General features: G+C 53.7%; 18 protein-coding genes and 1 pseudogene. 9 read left to right on the top strand and 10 right to left on the bottom strand.

The genetic code is table 11. From position 1 onward, the window contains the following. Positions 1–152: 152 nt before the first annotated feature. Positions 153–467 carry a flagellar hook-basal body complex protein FliE gene (gene fliE / locus H0S68_RS14655; RefSeq protein WP_044552041.1) on the top strand — a complete coding sequence of 105 codons (315 nt, stop codon included), beginning with the start codon at positions 153–155 and terminating at the stop codon, positions 465–467. 484 nt (positions 468–951) lie between these two features. On the opposite strand, the gene H0S68_RS14650 is transcribed toward fliE, so the two are convergent. From H0S68_RS14650 to H0S68_RS14635, 4 genes and pseudogenes are all read right to left on the bottom strand, one after another. Then, positions 952–1,974 (bottom strand): IS110 family transposase, encoded by a 1,023-nt coding sequence (locus H0S68_RS14650; RefSeq protein WP_410528799.1) that lies wholly within the window; start codon positions 1,972–1,974, stop codon positions 952–954. A gap of 22 nt (positions 1,975–1,996) precedes the next feature. Then, positions 1,997–2,499: pseudogene (locus tag H0S68_RS14645) on the bottom strand (Tn3 family transposase); the annotation flags it as partial. 53 nt (positions 2,500–2,552) lie between these two features. Then, positions 2,553–3,878 (bottom strand): uracil-xanthine permease family protein, encoded by a 1,326-nt coding sequence (locus tag H0S68_RS14640; protein WP_130016330.1) that lies wholly within the window; start codon positions 3,876–3,878, stop codon positions 2,553–2,555. A gap of 56 nt (positions 3,879–3,934) precedes the next feature. Further along, positions 3,935–5,059 carry an aryl-sulfate sulfotransferase gene (locus tag H0S68_RS14635; RefSeq protein WP_046373256.1) on the bottom strand — a complete coding sequence of 375 codons (1,125 nt, stop codon included), beginning with the start codon at positions 5,057–5,059 and terminating at the stop codon, positions 3,935–3,937. Between the two features lie 202 nt (positions 5,060–5,261). On the opposite strand from H0S68_RS14635, the gene H0S68_RS14630 reads away from it, so the two are divergent. Next, complete coding sequence (locus H0S68_RS14630; RefSeq protein ID WP_046373257.1) at positions 5,262–6,272, top strand: substrate-binding domain-containing protein; 1,011 nt, start codon at positions 5,262–5,264, stop codon at positions 6,270–6,272. A gap of 529 nt (positions 6,273–6,801) precedes the next feature. Here H0S68_RS14630 and H0S68_RS14625 read toward each other — a convergent pair. The 4 genes from H0S68_RS14625 to fliD form a co-directional block, all read right to left on the bottom strand. After that, positions 6,802–7,668: a helix-turn-helix transcriptional regulator gene (locus H0S68_RS14625; RefSeq protein ID WP_046373258.1), complete on the bottom strand. Its 867-nt coding sequence runs from the start codon at positions 7,666–7,668 to the stop codon at positions 6,802–6,804. A gap of 311 nt (positions 7,669–7,979) precedes the next feature. Beyond that, the gene (fliT, locus tag H0S68_RS14620) at positions 7,980–8,348 is read right to left on the bottom strand and encodes a flagella biosynthesis regulatory protein FliT (protein WP_122079696.1); all 369 of its coding nucleotides are present in this window, start codon (positions 8,346–8,348) and stop codon (positions 7,980–7,982) included. Beyond that, positions 8,348–8,758, bottom strand: coding sequence for a flagellar export chaperone FliS (gene fliS, locus H0S68_RS14615; RefSeq protein ID WP_020827494.1), 411 nt, complete (start codon positions 8,756–8,758; stop codon positions 8,348–8,350). Before fliS ends, fliT begins: the two co-directional genes overlap by 1 nt. A gap of 27 nt (positions 8,759–8,785) precedes the next feature. Then, positions 8,786–10,183, bottom strand: coding sequence for a flagellar filament capping protein FliD (fliD, locus tag H0S68_RS14610; protein ID WP_410528798.1), 1,398 nt, complete (start codon positions 10,181–10,183; stop codon positions 8,786–8,788). 281 nt (positions 10,184–10,464) lie between these two features. Between fliD and H0S68_RS14605 the strand changes: the two genes are divergently transcribed. The 7 genes from H0S68_RS14605 (at position 10,465) to tcyN (ending at position 16,631) form a co-directional block, all read left to right on the top strand. Then, entirely contained in the window at positions 10,465–11,703 is a 1,239-nt protein-coding gene (locus H0S68_RS14605; RefSeq protein WP_122079694.1) for a FliC/FljB family flagellin, read from the top strand. Between the two features lie 184 nt (positions 11,704–11,887). Next, entirely contained in the window at positions 11,888–12,610 is a 723-nt protein-coding gene (locus tag H0S68_RS14600; protein ID WP_020827491.1) for an RNA polymerase sigma factor FliA, read from the top strand. Positions 12,611–12,668: 58 nt separating this feature from the next. Continuing rightward, positions 12,669–13,178: a flagella biosynthesis regulatory protein FliZ gene (gene fliZ / locus H0S68_RS14595; protein ID WP_130016327.1), complete on the top strand. Its 510-nt coding sequence runs from the start codon at positions 12,669–12,671 to the stop codon at positions 13,176–13,178. 127 nt (positions 13,179–13,305) lie between these two features. Then, positions 13,306–14,298: a D-cysteine desulfhydrase gene (locus H0S68_RS14590; protein ID WP_128864765.1), complete on the top strand. Its 993-nt coding sequence runs from the start codon at positions 13,306–13,308 to the stop codon at positions 14,296–14,298. Between the two features lie 114 nt (positions 14,299–14,412). Next, positions 14,413–15,213 (top strand): cystine ABC transporter substrate-binding protein, encoded by an 801-nt coding sequence (gene tcyJ / locus H0S68_RS14585; protein WP_046373262.1) that lies wholly within the window; start codon positions 14,413–14,415, stop codon positions 15,211–15,213. Further along, positions 15,213–15,875 carry a cystine ABC transporter permease gene (gene tcyL / locus H0S68_RS14580; protein WP_020827487.1) on the top strand — a complete coding sequence of 221 codons (663 nt, stop codon included), beginning with the start codon at positions 15,213–15,215 and terminating at the stop codon, positions 15,873–15,875. The genes tcyJ and tcyL overlap by 1 nt, the downstream gene beginning before the upstream one ends. 3 nt (positions 15,876–15,878) lie before the next feature. Then, positions 15,879–16,631 (top strand): L-cystine ABC transporter ATP-binding protein TcyN, encoded by a 753-nt coding sequence (tcyN, locus tag H0S68_RS14575; protein WP_046373263.1) that lies wholly within the window; start codon positions 15,879–15,881, stop codon positions 16,629–16,631. 31 nt (positions 16,632–16,662) lie between these two features. On the opposite strand, the gene H0S68_RS14570 is transcribed toward tcyN, so the two are convergent. Beyond that, positions 16,663–17,076 carry a type II toxin-antitoxin system HicB family antitoxin gene (locus tag H0S68_RS14570; RefSeq protein WP_048760245.1) on the bottom strand — a complete coding sequence of 138 codons (414 nt, stop codon included), beginning with the start codon at positions 17,074–17,076 and terminating at the stop codon, positions 16,663–16,665. A 29-nt stretch (positions 17,077–17,105) separates the two neighbouring features. After that, positions 17,106–17,288 carry a type II toxin-antitoxin system HicA family toxin gene (locus H0S68_RS14565; protein WP_048760244.1) on the bottom strand — a complete coding sequence of 61 codons (183 nt, stop codon included), beginning with the start codon at positions 17,286–17,288 and terminating at the stop codon, positions 17,106–17,108. Between the last annotated feature and the right edge of the window lie 68 nt (positions 17,289–17,356).

Raw genomic sequence — 17,356 nt, 5'->3', positions numbered from 1 at the left:
TCGCCCTTAGGGCCCATTTCGATGGCCCGATAAGCCGGGTTTTTTGCAGTTAATTAACCGCTTTAGGATGAAAATGCTGTGTTAGGGTGTTCAGCATCAAAGTAGTGTCTGATGCAACAACGTCCGGCAGCAGCGTTTTTATTGAGGTCATAATGGCAATTCAGGGTATTGAAGGGGTTTTGCAGCAGTTGCAGGCCACGGCGATTCAGGCAGGGCAGATGGGGCAAGGCGCATCCGCGCAGGGCGTCAGTTTTGCCAGTGAGTTGAAGGCGGCGATCGGCAAGATCAGCGATACCCAGCAGGCTGCGCGCAAGCAGGCACAGGATTTCGAAGTCGGTGCGCCGGGCATCAGCCTGAATGACGTGATGGTCGATCTGCAAAAATCGTCCATCTCGCTGCAGTTAGGGGTGCAGGTGCGTAATAAGCTGGTTTCGGCTTATCAAGAAGTGATGAATATGCCGGTGTGATGAGACTGGCCTCGTACCCGCGGCCAGAATTGAAAGCCTGGATTCTCTGTTGAACAGGCAACGTCAGCTTAAGAACTGGCCTAAACCCGCCCACGGTGGGTTTTTGCTTTTTAGCGCAAGGCAAATATGGGCTTCGGATTCTGAGATGCAGAACTTCTCTAAAGCCGAGACAAGTGTCTGGCCGGGAAGGGAGTCGGTGTGGATATCGAAAATTATTGTACTATAAGGACTTCCCCGGCATGTCAACGCCGGTGGTTACGGTTTCTGTCTGCACAACAGTTAAAAATAAAGGGGAGAGACTGCGGTACTATAAACGGCCATGATGAATCGCTATCGATTCGGACCCTGATGAAAGACGCTCGTGAGGCTCTCGTTCGGTAAACGGATAAGTATATCCTGTACAATAATCAGATATACCTCACGGGGTCTAACCCTTTATCATCAACGAGTTGCAGGTCAGATGGTTATACTGCTGCTTCGTGCTTTAACTGGCCGAGTACAACCTGAAATCATCACCGTAATGCAATGATGCCCAGCACAGCCTTGCGTTTTTGGCAGCGATGGCGACAACGGCACGCCAGTATCCTCTTCGCTCAATTAGCGAGCAAACCCAACGACTGAATGAGTCAGTCCTTTTTTCAGCACCAATCAGAACCGAACGGGCACCCTGAACCAGTAGCGTTCGCAGATACGAATCGCCCGCTTTCGTTATCCTGCCAAGCTTTGATTTTCCGCCACTGCTGTACTGCGATGGCGTAAGTCCGAGCCAGGCTGCGAGTTGGCGCCCATTCTTGAAATCATGCGCATTACCGATACTGGCGACCAGCGCACATGCCGTTGTAGGGCCAATCCCTTTCAGCTCCATCAACCTCTGACTGCGGTGATCAGCTTTGGCCATACGAGACAGGATCCGATCGTATTCAGCGATGTTATCTTCAATGCGATTAATGTGTTCCAGCAAATCATCAATGCATTGCTGAACCTGAAGCGGCAAGGAGTTCTTCTGTTCAGACACGATGTGGCGCAGGGCATCTGTACTCTGTGGAGCGATGATGCCAAATTCAGATATTAAGCCTCTTAATCGGTTATATGTTGCTGTTTTCTCTTCGATAAAGCCTTGCCGGGTACGGTGAAGGCATTGCATCGCCTGCTGGCTCTCATCCTTCACGGGCACAAACCGCATATGCGGGCGACGGACGGCTTCACAGATAGCCTGAGCATCAGCTGCATCATTTTTTCCTGATTTACCAGCCATGCGATAAGGAGAAACAAACTTTGCCGCCATCAGACGGGGTTCATGACCATACTGCCGGAACAGTCTTGCCCAGTAATGAGCACCGGAGCATGCTTCCATCCCGATAACACAAGGAGGTAAACCTGCAATCAGCTCAGGAAGTGCAGCACGTGATACTTTGGGTTTAACCAGAACAGTTCTGCCATTTTGGTCAACACAGTGAACAGCGAACACATTTTTAGCAAGATCGATACCGACAGTAGTGATGGTCATAACGAATCCCTCTGGGCTATGTTTACCCCATGATTGCACAGTATTTAACCAGGTGCATATCCAGGGGAAGTCCCTTCCATTCGTTAAGGCTATTTTCTGACTTTCCGACTTTAGCTGGTCTCAGACGCCGAAACTTACCGGAAGCAGGTATCCGGTTGCTTTTCCAAATATAATCACCTGTCAGATTAGCCTAACGGGGACAAATACGAGAGTGGTTTCTCGTTGATTTCCATCCCATTACGCTTCACGGCATCGACCGCCATTTCCATATACACGGTATTCCGCCGCGAGATTTCCGCCGTCAGCAGAGTCAGCCCACTGGCCCGATAGCTCTGATTTTCGGTCCCTGATTTCACCCAGTCGATGCATGAATACAGCACGTTTCAGCGCGTAACAGAATTCTCCTTTATTCAGCCCCGTCTGAACCCGCCAACGCAGTGCTGGATCACGGAACCTGTCGAGTATAAACAGGGTTCGCTCGATGCGGTCAATTTCGCTCAGTGCTTTGGCAAGCCCGTTATTCTGCCTCACGGAAACCAAACAACACTACGGCTAACGGGTCAATTCGGTGTATCGGTTCAGCCTTTTAGTCGCATGGCGGCCCGCCTTTCGCTCACCAGAAATAACGAGTTGACGACGATCGCGGTGAGTGTACCCGCTGCCATACCGTTGCCCAATATCATCTGCACGCCGACGGGGAAATTCTGGTACAGGCCAGGCACAAGGATCGGCAGCATCCCCATAGCCAGACCAGTGGCTAAGGCATAGGTTTTTCCCGGCTTGTGCAGCGGCTCGCGGGCAATCATATCGATACCGATGACCCCGATGATACTGAAGACAATCACCGCCGTCCCGCAGACTACCGGACCGGGTAGACAGGCGGCAAGGCGCACCAGCGGCGAGAATAGCGCAATCAGGATTAACAGCAATCCGGCAATCGCCGTGACGTAGCGTGATTTGACGTTAGTGGTCCGAACCACGCCGATATTTTCGCCGGAGGTGATGATCAATGAGGTACCGAAAACGCCGCCCAGCAGCGAAATAACGGCGTCGCCGCGGATGGTTCGGGGAATGGCCTGATGGACGTTTTGTGTCGATTTGACGATCTCTGCGGTAGCAATCGTTTGCCCAGTCGCTTCAGCCATGGAAATCACCGCATAAATCAGCAGCGGCAGTGACGCTGACAGATTGAATATTGGCCAGCCGAACGGAAACAGCTGCGGCAGGCTGAACAGCGGCCCGTGGCTGACGCCGCTAAAATCGGCGATGCCCAGCAGCATTGCCAGCAGCGTGCCCGCAAGCAGGCCGAACATGACCGACAGCTGACGTAGGATGCCGCTGAACGCCAGGGCGAAGATCAGCGTAATCAGGATGGTGACCAGCGCCAGAATAATGTTGGTGGGCTGCGCAAAGTGGCTACTGCTCGGCTGACCGATAATGAGTCCGCCATACAGACGAATCAGGTTGATGGAGACCAGCAGCAGCATAATCCCGATAATAAACGGCGGGAAATGGTGCAGAAAACGGCGAAAAACGGGCAGGGCAATAAAATAAAACAGCGATGTTAAGATCACCGCGCCAATTGCCGTCTGGATATTGGTCTGTAAGGCGATAGCGATGAAGATCGCGATAGGCGCGCCGCCCGGCACCATAATAAACGGCAGGCGCGCGCCGAAGCTGCCGATACCGAGGCTTTGCAGGATGGCCCCCAGCCCGCACATTAGAAAGGTGGCGCTTAGCAGCGATGTGGTGACGCCAGAGCTGAAGTGAAGCGCCTGAGCAATAAGAAAAACGGCGGTGATCGGCGTAGCGGCCACGACCAGCACGTGTTGAAGGGCCAGCAGCAGTTTAGTTTGCCAAGGCAAGGCTTCGTTTTCCGGTACGGCGGAGTCAGAATACGGCATAAATTCCTCCCAAAGACGTGAGAACCTCCCCGCCGACCCGCGCCGGCGAAGAGCGATTATTTCAGCCACGGCAGCGCATCGGCCGCGTAGCGGTGCGCGCGGAAGCTGCTGTTCTGCTTACCGGGGATAATCCCCTTGCTAAGATGGTCCGGATATTCATTGAAGTAAGGAATAATGTATTCCCATACCGTTTCTCCCTGCGGAGTCACTTCAAACAGTCGGCCGAAGGCGGATTCGCAGATAAAGGTATTGCCGTTGGCCAGGCGCTGAGCGCTTCCCATATAGGGTGAGAAAAAGGCCGGCGGGAAAATATCGCGATATTGCCAGCGAATAGCCTGGGTGTGCGGGTCGAACTCCAGCACCGTGGAGTGTGGCGAGGTCACGCCGGGGCGCAGGTTGCCGTTATCGAACACCAGAATAGAACCATTTTCCATCTCAATCGGTGTGTGCTGTTGGGCGACGACATCCGGCCCCACGTGCCATACCACGCTGCCGCTCTCTTTATTGACGGCAATCACCCCGGAGGTGGTGCGCAGGCTCATCAACACCAGGCCCTCGCGGGTGACCGACAGACCGTTTATCATCGGCCAGTGGCGGCGGTCGAAGATCTCATGAATCGGGAAATCTTCCGGGGCCAGATGCTCCCAGACGCGCCATTCCCATACCACTTCACCGTCGCGATTGACCTCTTTGACGACATCGCTCTGTATGACGCCGTCCGGCGCATCGCGGCGCGGATCGCCGCCGGTAACGCGAGCGGCAATTTCCGCCGGCAGTGGCACCGCCGCGGTATACAGCAGGTTACCGTTCGCCAGCCACTGCGCGTCGTGGTGATGGAATATATCCTCATAATGCCAGACCACTTCGTTATCCGGAGTGACCTCATAAAAATCCCCGCCGTGCCAGAGATCCCAGGCCGGATAGAGATTGGCTGACGTGCCGTGACTACCGTTATAGCCGAGGTTACCGTTAGGCAGCAGCACCGCATCGCGTCCGGCACGAACCGGGAGTTGCCACTGGTGCGCCACTTTTCCAAGCTCATCAACCAGATATACCCGGCCTTCGGTAGTTTGTGGGGCGAAGAGCGTATAGCCGCCGAAGCTTTTCTCCAAATCGGAGAAGATCAGCCCGCTCGGACGACGCCCGAGGGTGAATGCTGCATCCTGAGATAGTTGTGTCACGTAGCCTCCTGAAGTGATTGGTTTCTTGCAAAATACGTCATTAAAACGTTTTAATTAAACGCCATTAGACAGGAATGCTTGCCAGTGAGCTACGGTAAATGGTCACTTTCTTCATATGATTTTGTTATGTAATAGCGCGGAAATTCATACACTGGAAATGTGCTAATCTGAGCATAAACTCTCGGGAGGGAACGCCAGCCAGATGACTGCTCAAGATAAAAAACGCGCCAGACTCATTGATGTTGCAAGCCTTGCTGGCGTATCGCCTGGCACCGTATCTAATGCGTTACATCACCCCCGTTTTGTCGAACCTGAGACCCGGCAACGTATTGAGGAGGCGATTCAGACACTGAACTACACGCCGAATATCCGCGCCCGTCAGTTGCGTACCGGCAAAACCAACACTATTGCACTGCTTTCTTCCTTGCCGCTGACCATTGCTTCCGGAGCATCGAAGCTGGGTTTTATGATGGAGGTCGCGCTTACGACGGCGATTATGGCGCTGGAAAAGCAGCATGCGCTGATCCTGGTCCCGCCCGGGAAGAACCCGCTGGACATGGTGACCTTTGATGCCGCCATTCTGCTGGAACCCGCCGAAAACGATCCACTGCTGCAAGCTTTGCAACAGGCGGGGATCCCATGCATCACTATTGGCCGCACGCCGGGAACACCGACGCCGCTACCGTGGGTGGATTTGCATTCGGAAGCGACGGCGAAAATGTTGCTGACCCACCTGCAGACTGAAGGCGCCGATTGTTGCGCGCTCTTTGTCGGGCATACGCCGCGGACTTCCTCGCTGGAAACTGAGGCAGCCTATCACCGCTGGTGTAAAGGAAGGCAGGCGCCGGTGATCTATTACCTTGATGAGCAGGAAGGGGAAGCGGCTGGCTATCAGGCTGCGTGTCAGATGTTGCAGGAACATCCCGAAGTCAATGGCGTCCTGGTGCTGGTTGATACTTTTGCTTGTGGCGCCGTGCGCGCTTTTCACGATGCGGCGATCGCCATACCGCAGCGGATTCGCTTAGCCACCCGTTATGACGGTATTCGCGCCCGGGAATCTTTGCCGCCGCTAACGGCGGTGAACATGCACCTCGATGAGGTTGCCCGTCAGGCCGTCACGCTATTGTTTGAAGTGCTGGCCGGACATAACGTGATCGGCAGTCGCGGGCAGATGCCGGAACTGGTGGTCAGAGCCTCGAGCAAATTGTCGTAAGGGTCAACAAATAGCTTTCACGTACAATAATTTCCGTTTCCCAAACGGATCCCGGAAACGTCAATCACCGGAGGAAGAGGGTAGAAACTACGGTTAAACTCACATTGCCACGGTATTCACGGGGCTATAATTTCCGGGTTAAGGCCGTTTCAATTACCGGATAAGATAATGTGTAGCAAAAGTGAACGCAGATGGCGGTTGTTCAGTATTTTAATTCTGATCGTTTTGGTTGTATTAATAAGCGTTTTAATTAAAGAAAGCTAAAATAACCCGGGCCACGATGTGTGGCCCTGCCGTTTTATTTTCCCGCCAGCAGCCGCATGGCGTCTTCTTCGTAGGTCAGGCCCAGCAACCATAGGCCGAGTAGCAACACCGCGAGGGAAAATAGCAGTTTTTCGTTGAGCATGATTTATTCACCTCTGATGACCTGAATGCTCGCCGATGCTATCCCACTCGCCTGTTTTGCGCCAATATTGCCGCTATAAACCACAGTTTCATTGTTCAATGATTTAATTTACGCCGGCAGCAATCACTCCGGGGCTTGCATCATGCTGAAATGATCGGGACGAATGGCCATGGGTTCCATGGCCCGCTGATGTCCGCGAATGGCGGTGGGCGCAAAGCCGAAACGTTTGCGAAAGCGCTCGGCAAACCGCGAAGCGCTTTCATACCCCACGTGCTGGGCGATCGCCGATATTGGCCAATCGGTAGATTGCAGCAGGGCCAAGGCGCTGCTCATTCGCACGTCTATCATCAGATTACGCAGCGCGGTATTCTCCGCCGACAGCTTGCGTCGCAGCACCACCTCGCTCATTGACAAGGTTTCGGCGACTTCGGCCGCGGTCCAGATGTTGTGCGGATCGGTGGCCAGACAGCGGCGTACGCGTTGGGTTAAATTCCTGGCTTCGTTATGGATGAAGCTGATATTGAATTGTTTTAACCACAGTAGAATTTCCAGCATTTTATGGCGAATGATGACTGTGGGGAAACGCTGCTTAAGCGCCAGTGCCAGGCTGGTGGTCTCAAAACTGTGCATCAGCGCGCAGGGCAGATTGCATAATGTCATCACCGCGTCGAAGGGAGTCGGTGATGTGCTTTCAACCTGGGGCGGCGATAAGGTGAGCAACTGCGGATCGCAGGTCAATAGCTGACAGCTGAATACCCCGTCCTCAGAGAGTTCGTTGATAATATCCACGGTTTGCCCCCCGTCGATAATCAACAGCTCGCCCGCATGCGCCACCACTTCACGCTGTTGCCAACGCACGCGTTTGTGACCTTGCTGCACCAGGTAGAGATGCGGCTGTTCAAAATAGACTGAAGGAAATAATAATTCAGTATGCTGAATGATGTGTGCCGATGCACCAATTCCTGGACAAAGATTAATTGTACGTTCCATCGATATTCATTTCGCAGCCATTATCTATGAATATCTTTACGCTTTGATTGGCGTTGGAGCAACATCTTTCCATAGGTTGTGAAACACAACAGCGTGTTTTATCTATCAAAAATCAATTTCCTGCTGAACAGAAAACGTCCGTGTCGGAGTGGTATTTATCCGTTAAAGTGAGAGCAAGGCTCGAATTGCACATTTTTTCTAATTACCCAATATCTGAATAATTCAAATGGCATGGATTAATATTCTGACTTAACCGGGGAATAATAGTGCATGCTGCTATCTATTCCGTTGTCGCCGTTATTGCTGCGAACTCATCTGATTTGTGGATCTCCCAGCAACAAGGCGCGATCGTGAAACTGGCCGTAAGTGCTGTTCACCACGTTTTGGCGCGTCGACTGGCCGATTAATTCTTTCAATTGATCCATGCGTTGCTGCAGCAGACGTTTTAGTTCGGTCTCGTTGTCGAGGATTTGCTGCAGCTTATGGCGCAGCAATTCCTGTAACGCCATTGAGGGACCGGCCTGCCCGGTAAAGGCGGCGGTTCTTTCCACCGCCGTCACGTAGGACAGTTCCAGCTCGACCAGGTCTTCCCATCTTTCCGTTTGTGCCAGAACGATCATCTGGCTACTCAGGCTATACACCTGCTGATAGGCGGCTAACAGCTGTTGTTGACGTTCCATTACACGGCGTCCTGAGTGGGGTGGTAGTTGGGGCCAATCTGGCGCCAGGCGTCAGCAATATTTTCCAGCAGCTTCACCACTTCGGTAATCGCCGCTTCGTCATTGTGCAGGTTGGCTTGCATCAGGCGTCGCTTCATATAGTCATACAGCGCCGCCAGATTATCGGCCATTTCACCGCCCTGCTGGTGGTCGAGACCGCTTTTCAGGCCGTTATCGATAATATTGATGGCCTTTGACAGAGCCAGTCCTTTGCCGGCGATATCACCCTGATTCATCAGTATCCGTGCGCGTAACAGGGCGCTAAGCGCCCCGTCGAACAACATCACGATTAACTGGTGCGGGCTGGCGCTCATTACGCCACTTTCCAGACTGACCTGGGCGTAGGCCTGAGTTCCGCTACGGTTATACATGTGATTTTTTACCTGGTTAAAAAGTTCTTACTTGAACTGTTGTTTTAAATAATCACCGGTGCCACTCAGCTTGGACATCATGGTATCCAGTTGGACGAATTGTTGTTTATAGCGATCGATAGTGCTTTGAATGCTGGCCGTGACGGTGGTGATCTTGCTGTTCAGGCGGTCAAGGCTGGTATTGATGCTTTTGGTCGAGTTCTCAATGATGCCGCCGGCCTTGATGTAGCTTTGGATCTCATTGTGGATCTCGGTGGCCATGCCGGTATCTTTGCCGTTGCCGGCGAAGAAGTTGGCAACCTGCTCCGGTTTTTCATCGATGGCTTTGTTGAGCTTGGTGCTGTCGATCTCCAGCTTGCCGGTTTTGGTGTTGGTGGTGATCCCCAGGTTACCCAGCCCCTTCAGCTCCGGGTTGTCCTGCGCGCCGCTGAGCGCACTTTTAATCGAAGACTGAACACCGCGCAGGGTGTTATCCCCCAGCAGCGCGCCGTTTTTGGCATTCTGCGCCTCGCCGGTTTTGACCGGGGTATATTTGGTCAGCGAGTTAAAGGTATCCAGCAGTGAGTTATAGTTGTCGACCCAGTCTTTGATTTTGTCGGCGGTGCCGGTTTTATCGGTGCTGATCACCAGGTTCTGCGGCTCATCTTTCTTGGTGACGGTTTTCAGATCGATGGTCACGCCCTGCAGGGCATCGGCAATTGAGTTGGTGCTGCGTTTGATTTTCGTGCCGTTAACCAAGACTTCAGCATCCTGACCGGCCACGGTTTGCTTCATTGCGTTGCTTTTGGCAGCGGAGTCGTAGTTGAGGATGGCGCCCAACTTATCGTCATTGTTGACCTGGACCGAAACGGTGTTTTTCTCGCCGGTGGCCGTGGAGCTGATCGCCAATTGATAGTCGTTGTCACCCACCCGCATGATGCTGGCGTTGACGCCGGCTTTGGCATTGTTAATCGCATCGCGCATTTCCACCAGCGAGGTTTGATCATCGCTCAGTGGGATCTTCACTTCTTTCTGCGGGTCCCCTGCGGTGATGCTGATTGAGCGGTCAATGCTGCCGGGCGTGCCGAGTTTTTCCGTCTGATTGGTAATCGACGCCTGTGTGGTTAGCGTTTGCGGCTGTGCCAGTTTTTGAACTTCGACAATGTAGTTCCCCGCCACGGCCTTGTCGGTGGTGGTGATGGCAAACTGATCGTGTTTGCTGGCGGTGGTGTTATTGAAAAACGTCGGTTTCGCCAGCTCTTTACTGAGGTTATCGAACTTTTCCAGCGAGCCTTTCAGGGTGCCGTAGGCGGTCAACTGGGCGTTGTAGCTGGTCTGCTGGGTGGTGTACGGGGTCAGACGCTGCTGTTCCGCTTTGGTCAGCTTGTCCAGCAAGCCGTTGAGGTCGAGTCCTGAGCCGATGCCTAATGAACTGATCGATGCCATTCGTAATTCTCCTTAATAATGACTTTATTCGCTTTACGCGTTTATCGGCCCAGCGGAGAAAAAGTTTACCGAAAAGTTTAAAAACCGATGGCGCAATAGAGGAAGGAAAAACCGCGTTATTTCTGCCATTGCGGCGAAGCGAAAAAAAAACAAAAAATTTCTAAAGGTTGCAGGGGGAGGGCCGATACCTGATGGGACGGTGGTTGACGCCGTGGGCAAAGCAGCCCGAACCTTTTAACTACGTTGCGAAGATCGCAACTGACACGTAAGGAAAGCATACAATGGCACAAGTAATTAATACCAACAGCCTGTCGCTGATGGCGCAGAACAACCTGAACAAATCTCAGTCTTCTTTGGGTACTGCGATCGAGCGTCTGTCTTCCGGCCTGCGTATCAACAGCGCCAAGGACGATGCCGCGGGTCAGGCGATCTCTAACCGTTTCACCGCTAACATCAAAGGCCTGACTCAGGCTTCCCGTAACGCCAACGACGGTATCTCTCTGGCGCAGACCACTGAAGGCGCACTGAACGAAGTTAACGACAACCTGCAAAACATCCGTCGTCTGACCGTACAGTCTCAGAACGGTTCTAACTCTTCCAGCGACCTGAAATCCATCCAGGACGAAATCGGCGAACGTCTGGCTGAGATCAACCGTATCTCTGAACAAACCGACTTCAACGGCGTGAAAGTGCTGAGCGGCGACCAGAAGCTGACCATCCAGGTGGGTGCCAACGACAACGAAACTATCCAGATCGATCTGAAAAACATCAACTCTAAAACTCTGGGCCTGGATAAGTTCAGCGTTGCAGACGGTGTTGATACCACCAAAGTTGGCGGTGCAGTAACTACCATTGCAACCGGTAAAGATCTGACTATCACCAATACCACGAACAAACAGGCTAACGGTGCTGCACCAGCCAGCTACCTGAAAGACAATACCACTGGTGATATTTACGCTGTAGGTACCGATGGCAAGAACTACAAAGCTACCATCGACAAAACTTCTGGTGACATCACCGCTATTGCAGCAGCAGAAACCACTGGTTTGACCGATACTGCGGCTACCACTACTGTTAAGGAAGAAGTCACTGCAACGGGTGACACTACTGGTCTGAAATCTTATGACGGTGGCAAATCTTACCTGATCCAGGAAGGTACCGGTGCAGATGCCAAATACTTCAAGGCCACTGCAGACAGCGCAGGTAAAGTAACCAAAGGCGCTGAAATGAGCACCACGCCTAAAACTGCCGACCCACTGGCAACCCTGGACAAAGCACTGTCTCAGGTTGATGGTCTGCGTTCTTCCTTGGGTGCGGTACAGAACCGTTTCGATTCTGTTATCAACAACCTGAACAGCACCGTGAACAACCTGTCTGCTTCTCAGTCTCGTATTCAAGATGCTGACTACGCGACCGAAGTGTCTAACATGAGCCGTGCCAACATCCTGCAACAGGCTGGCACCTCTGTTCTGGCACAGGCTAACCAGTCTACTCAGAACGTGTTGTCCCTGCTGCGTTAATCGACTCTCCCCGATTAACCTGTCGCAAAAGAACCCCGCTTCGGCGGGGTTTTTTTATGGTCGCGCACCGCTCAGCTAATGCATGGCGCAAATAAGGCCCGTTTTGTACGACTGTTCTGCCGATTGGCATTTTGCCCCCTACGGATAATAGCGCTGACTCTCTTATCCGCAGGTTTTAGACATAGTGAGCGATCTGTATACCGCCGAAGGCGTGATGGACAAAAATTCTCTCTGGCTGCGCTACGTTCCGTTAGTGCGCCACGAGGCGTTGCGCCTGCAGGTCAGGCTGCCCGCCAGCGTGGAGCTCGACGATCTGCTGCAGGCCGGGGGAATTGGGTTGTTAAACGCCGTTGAGCGTTATGACGCCCTGCAGGGAACCGCCTTTACCACCTATGCGGTGCAACGCATTCGCGGCGCCATGCTCGATGAGTTGCGCAGCCGTGACTGGGTACCGCGCAGCGTGCGTCGCCATGCCCGTGAAGTGGCGCAGGTGATGCGGCAGTTGGAACAGCGGCTCGGCAGGCCGGCCAGCGAAGTGGAAGTGGCGCAGACGCTGAACCTGCCACTGGATGAGTACCGTCAAATTCTGTTGGACACCAATAACAGTCAGCTTTTTTCCTACGACGAATGGCGGGAAGAGCATGGCGAAAGCGCGGAACCGCTGCTGGAAGGGCACGAAGAGGCCAATCCGTTACATCATCTGCTGGAGGGCAATTTACGCCAACGGGTGATTGACGCCATTGAGGCGTTGCCGGAACGCGAAAAAATGGTGCTGACGCTGTATTACCAGGAAGAGTTGAACCTGAAAGAGATCGGCGCCGTGCTGGACGTAGGGGAATCACGTGTCAGCCAATTGCATAGCCAGGCAATAAAACGCCTGCGCTCCCGCCTGGCGAACGAGAACTGACATGCACTCAACTCTGCCCCTTCAACCTGATCACCATTGCGATAATCGGACTGCTTCTATGCCAGGAATATTATTGAAAAAACGGCCGCTGAGTCGTTATTTGAAAGATTACAAACACAGCCAGACCCATTGCTCTCAGTGCGGCAAGCTATTGGATCGCATGGCGTTGGTGTTTCGTGGCAAGATCATCAACAAAGATGCCATTGCGCGCATGGATCAGCCGATTGACGATCACGTTTGGCTGAATGTGCAAAATGAGCTGACGGCGCTGTGCCGCTTTTGCAGTGAGATCTCCTGCAATAGCCATCCGAGCTATTTCGATATTATGGCGTTCAAGCAATATCTGTTTGAGCAAACCGAAATGAGCCACAGCACCATCCGTGAATACGTGGTGCGCCTGCGGCGGCTGGATGAAATGCTGGTGGAACGCAACTATCCGGCGGATAAATTCGCCAGTAACGCCAGCCATCAGCGTATTATCGAAGACTTGCCTTCTGCGGCGCACAACAATTACCGCATTGCGCTGCGCAAATATGACCAGTACCTTGCCTGGCAAAAAAGCTACTGATCTGGCTTCCCCGGCACGCCAGCCGGGGATCTTACCCTTTCCCCGTCACGAATAAAGAGTGATTATTAGGTTCACATCTGCTAAATCTATCGTTTAGATGTTGATACCTGATTCCCTGGGGGAAGTTGTGAATCTGCAACACAAACTGGCGCAATTCCCGCGCCTCGATTTAGTGGGCTCTGCCACTCCGCTCGAAAAACTGTCTCGCCTTTCAGACTACCTTGGCCGCGAAATTTACATCAAACGTGACGACGTCACGCCGATGGCGATGGGCGGTAACAAATTGAGAAAACTGGAATTTCTTGCCGCAGAAGCGCTGCATCAAGGCGCGGACACGCTGGTCACCGCCGGCGCCATCCAATCCAACCATGTGCGCCAAACGGCTGCAGTGGCGGCCAAGCTGGGTCTGCACTGCGTAGCGCTGCTGGAAAACCCAATCGATACTCAGGCAGAAAACTACCTGACCAACGGTAACCGCTTGCTGCTCGGGTTGTTTAACGCGGAAGTGGTGATGTGTGACGCGTTGCATGACCCGCAACAGCAGTTGGCCGATCTGGCGACCCGTCTTGAAGGGCAAGGCTTCCGGCCTTATGTGGTGCCGGTAGGAGGCTCCAATGCGCTGGGAGCGCTGGGTTACGTGCAGTGTGCGTTGGAAATTGCCGAGCAGAGCCAGCGCAGCAACGTCGCATTCAGCTCAGTAGTGGTGGCCTCCGGCAGCGCAGGGACCCATGCCGGGCTGGCCGTTGGCCTGCAGCAGTTGCTGCCGGAAACGCAACTGATTGGTGTAACTGTTTCACGCAAGGTGATCGACCAGTTGCCCAAGGTGGAGCTGATCCAAAAAGCGCTGGCCTGTTCATTGGATATTGACCAACTGGCACCGATTACGCTGTGGGACGACTATTTTGCCCCGCAGTATGGTATGCCAAACGAAGAAGGCACGGCGGCGATACAGCTTTTGGCGCAGCAGGAAGGGGTGTTGTTGGATCCGGTTTACAGCGGCAAGGCGATGGCCGGTCTGATCGACGGCGTAGCCCAGCAGCGCTTCCGTGACGAGGGCCCGATCCTGTTTATCCATACCGGCGGTGCGCCGGCGTTGTTCGCCTATCATCCACAGGTGTAAGCGCGCTTTGTTATTCCATTTTGAACTATATTTATAAGGTTATATTCCTTCAAGCAGGCGGTCACACTGTTAAAGTGCTGATATCAAATAAGATAAACAACAGATGGGGTGTTTATGATCTTTTCCAAAGTTCGTCGTCAATTGCTGCTGGGCGTGATGAGCGTTGCACTGACCGCCGGTTTGAGCACGCAGACCTATGCCGCCGATAACCTGCTGGAGCAGGTGAAGCATCACGGGACACTGGTTGTCGGGTTGGAAGGCACTTATCCGCCGTTCAGCTTCCAGGGGGAAGACGGAAAATTGACCGGCTTCGAGGTGGATTTCGCCAACGCCCTGGCGGAGCATCTTGGCGTTAAAGCCAAGCTGAATCCTACCAAGTGGGACGGCATGCTGGCTTCGCTGGACTCAAAACGCATCGACGTGGTGATCAATCAGGTGACCATTTCCGACGAGCGCAAAAAGAAATACGATTTCTCGACGCCTTATACCGTCTCCGGTATTCAGGCCTTGGTGAAGAAGGGCAATGAAGGCACCATCACCAAGCCGGAAGATCTGAAGGGTAAAAAGGTCGGCGTGGGCCTGGGCACCAACTACGAGCAATGGTTGCGTGACAATGTGCAGGGCGTGGACGTGCGTACCTATGATGATGACCCGACCAAATACCAGGATCTGCGCGTAGGCCGTATCAACGCTATTCTGGTTGACCGTCTGGCGGCATTGGATCTGGTGAAGAAAACCGGCGACACGCTGGCGGTAGCGGGCCCGGCTTTCTCTCGTCAGGAATCCGGCGTGGCGGTGCGTAAAAACAACCCGGAACTGCTGGCTGCGATTAACCAGGCGATTGCCGAAATGCAAAAAGACGGCACGCTGGCGAAGATCTCCGAGAAATGGTTTGGCGCGGACGTAACTAAATAATGCACGAAAGTATCCAACTGGCGCTGGATTCAGCGCCATTTTTATTGCGGGGCGCGATCCTCACTCTCCAGCTCAGTCTGGGGGGCATGGCGCTCGGTTTACTGCTCGGTTTTCTGCTGGCGCTGATGCGCCTTTCGCCGTTATGGCCGCTGTCATGGCTGTCGCGCATCTATGTGTCGCTGTTTCGCGGCACGCCGTTGATTGCCCAGCTGTTCATGATTTACTACGGCCTGCCGCAGTTCGGCATCGAGTTTGATCCCTTCCCGGCGGCGCTGATTGGCCTGTCGCTCAATACTGCCGCCTATACTTCGGAAACCCTGCGTGCCGCGATTTCGTCAATCGAAAAAGGGCAGTGGGAAGCGGCAGCCAGCATCGGCATGACCCGCTGGCAGACGCTGCGTCGGGTGATCCTGCCGCAGGCGGCGCGTACCGCATTGCCGCCGTTGGGCAACAGCTTTATCGGCCTGGTGAAGGACACCTCGCTGGCGGCGACCATTCAGGTGCCGGAACTGTTCCGTCAGGCGCAGCTGATTACCTCGCGTACCCTGGAAGTGTTCACCATGTATCTGGCGGCCTCGCTGATTTACTGGGTGATGGCGACCCTGCTTTCTGCGCTGCAAAATCGTCTGGAAGCCCACGTAAACCGCCAGGATCAGGAGTAACGCATGAGTGCCATTGAAGTGAAAAAACTGACCAAGCAGTTCAACGGTCAAACGGTGCTGCATGGGATTGATCTGGAAGTCGGTGCCGGTGAGGTAGTGGCGATTATCGGGCCAAGCGGCTCGGGGAAAACCACTTTATTGCGCAGCATCAACCTGCTGGAAGTGCCGGATTCCGGTACCATTCGCGTCGGCGATATACTGATCGACGGTTCCAAGCCACTGAGCAAACAGAAAAAACAGGTTCGTGCCTTACGTCAGCAGGTGGGGTTCGTGTTTCAGAACTTCAATCTGTTCCCGCACCGTTCGGTATTGGAAAATATTATTGAAGGTCCGGTCATCGTTAAAGGCGAGCCCAAGGCCAGCGCGGAACAGCGCGCACGGGCCTTGTTGACCAAAGTGGGGCTGAGCGGCAAAGAATCGGCCTATCCGCGCCGTCTTTCCGGCGGCCAGCAGCAGCGGGTGGCGATTGCCAGGGCGCTGGCGATGCAACCGGAAGTGATCCTGTTTGACGAACCGACCTCGGCGCTCGACCCGGAGCTGGTGGGCGAGGTGCTCAACACCATACGTTCGCTGGCGGAAGAAAAGCGCACCATGGTGATCGTCACGCACGAGATGAGCTTTGCCCGCGACGTGGCCGACCGCGCCATTTTTATGGACCACGGTCGTATCGTGGAGCAAGGGCCGGCAAAAGAGCTGTTCGCTAATCCGCAGCACCAGCGTACCCAACAATTCCTCGACAAGTTTTTGAATCAGTAAGCAGGGGGGCGTTCAGCCCCCTGGCTATTGACTACCCGGCTTTCAATAATTCATTGCGGGCGGCGGCGGCCAAAAAGGCGCTGCGGCTACCGTAACCGGGATGCTGCTGCACCAGAGAATCTATGCGGTTCAGCAGCCGGTGCGGCAAGGTAATATTGATACGCTCCGCCCGACCATCAAACTTATCCATATTAATATTGACCAACAACCACTGCCCGCCATTCAGACTGTCGTTATTCTGTGCCAGATGAAAGGTCACGGCCTGTGGGCCGGGAATGGGCTGATTGTCTTCGCTCAAGAATTCGAAATGGGCGTCCAGCGCACTTCTGGCGTCTTCAAAGGCTCTGTCCAGGGTATCTCCGGCAAAATAGCAGCCTGGTACATCGGGAAAGAAGCCGCTGGCGCTGCCGTCCGGTTCAGAATGTACATAAGCAGGGTAGAACATAATTTCTCCTGTTAACTCATGGCGTCGGGTTAGCACAATCCGGCATCTTTCATGATTTGGCGCAGCGTCCCCGCTTTCAGATCCTTTCGCGGATGTGGAACGGTGATCACCAGACGGGAGTTCGGGTGCTTAAACTGATGGTGGCTTCCCTTGATCCGCGTTAAAACCCAACCTTCCTGTTCTAATAGCCCGATCAGCTCTGAACTTTTCACGCGATTACCGTCCCTTTATGATACACACCATACACACTTTTTGACAATCAGGGCGATACGCTAGCGTG

The sequence above is a fragment of the Serratia sp. AXJ-M genome, from assembly GCF_046531865.1.
Lineage (GTDB): Bacteria > Pseudomonadota > Gammaproteobacteria > Enterobacterales > Enterobacteriaceae > Serratia > Serratia liquefaciens.
The sequence above is the reverse complement of the archived record's forward strand: the minus strand, read 5'-3'. Positions and strand labels throughout refer to the sequence as shown.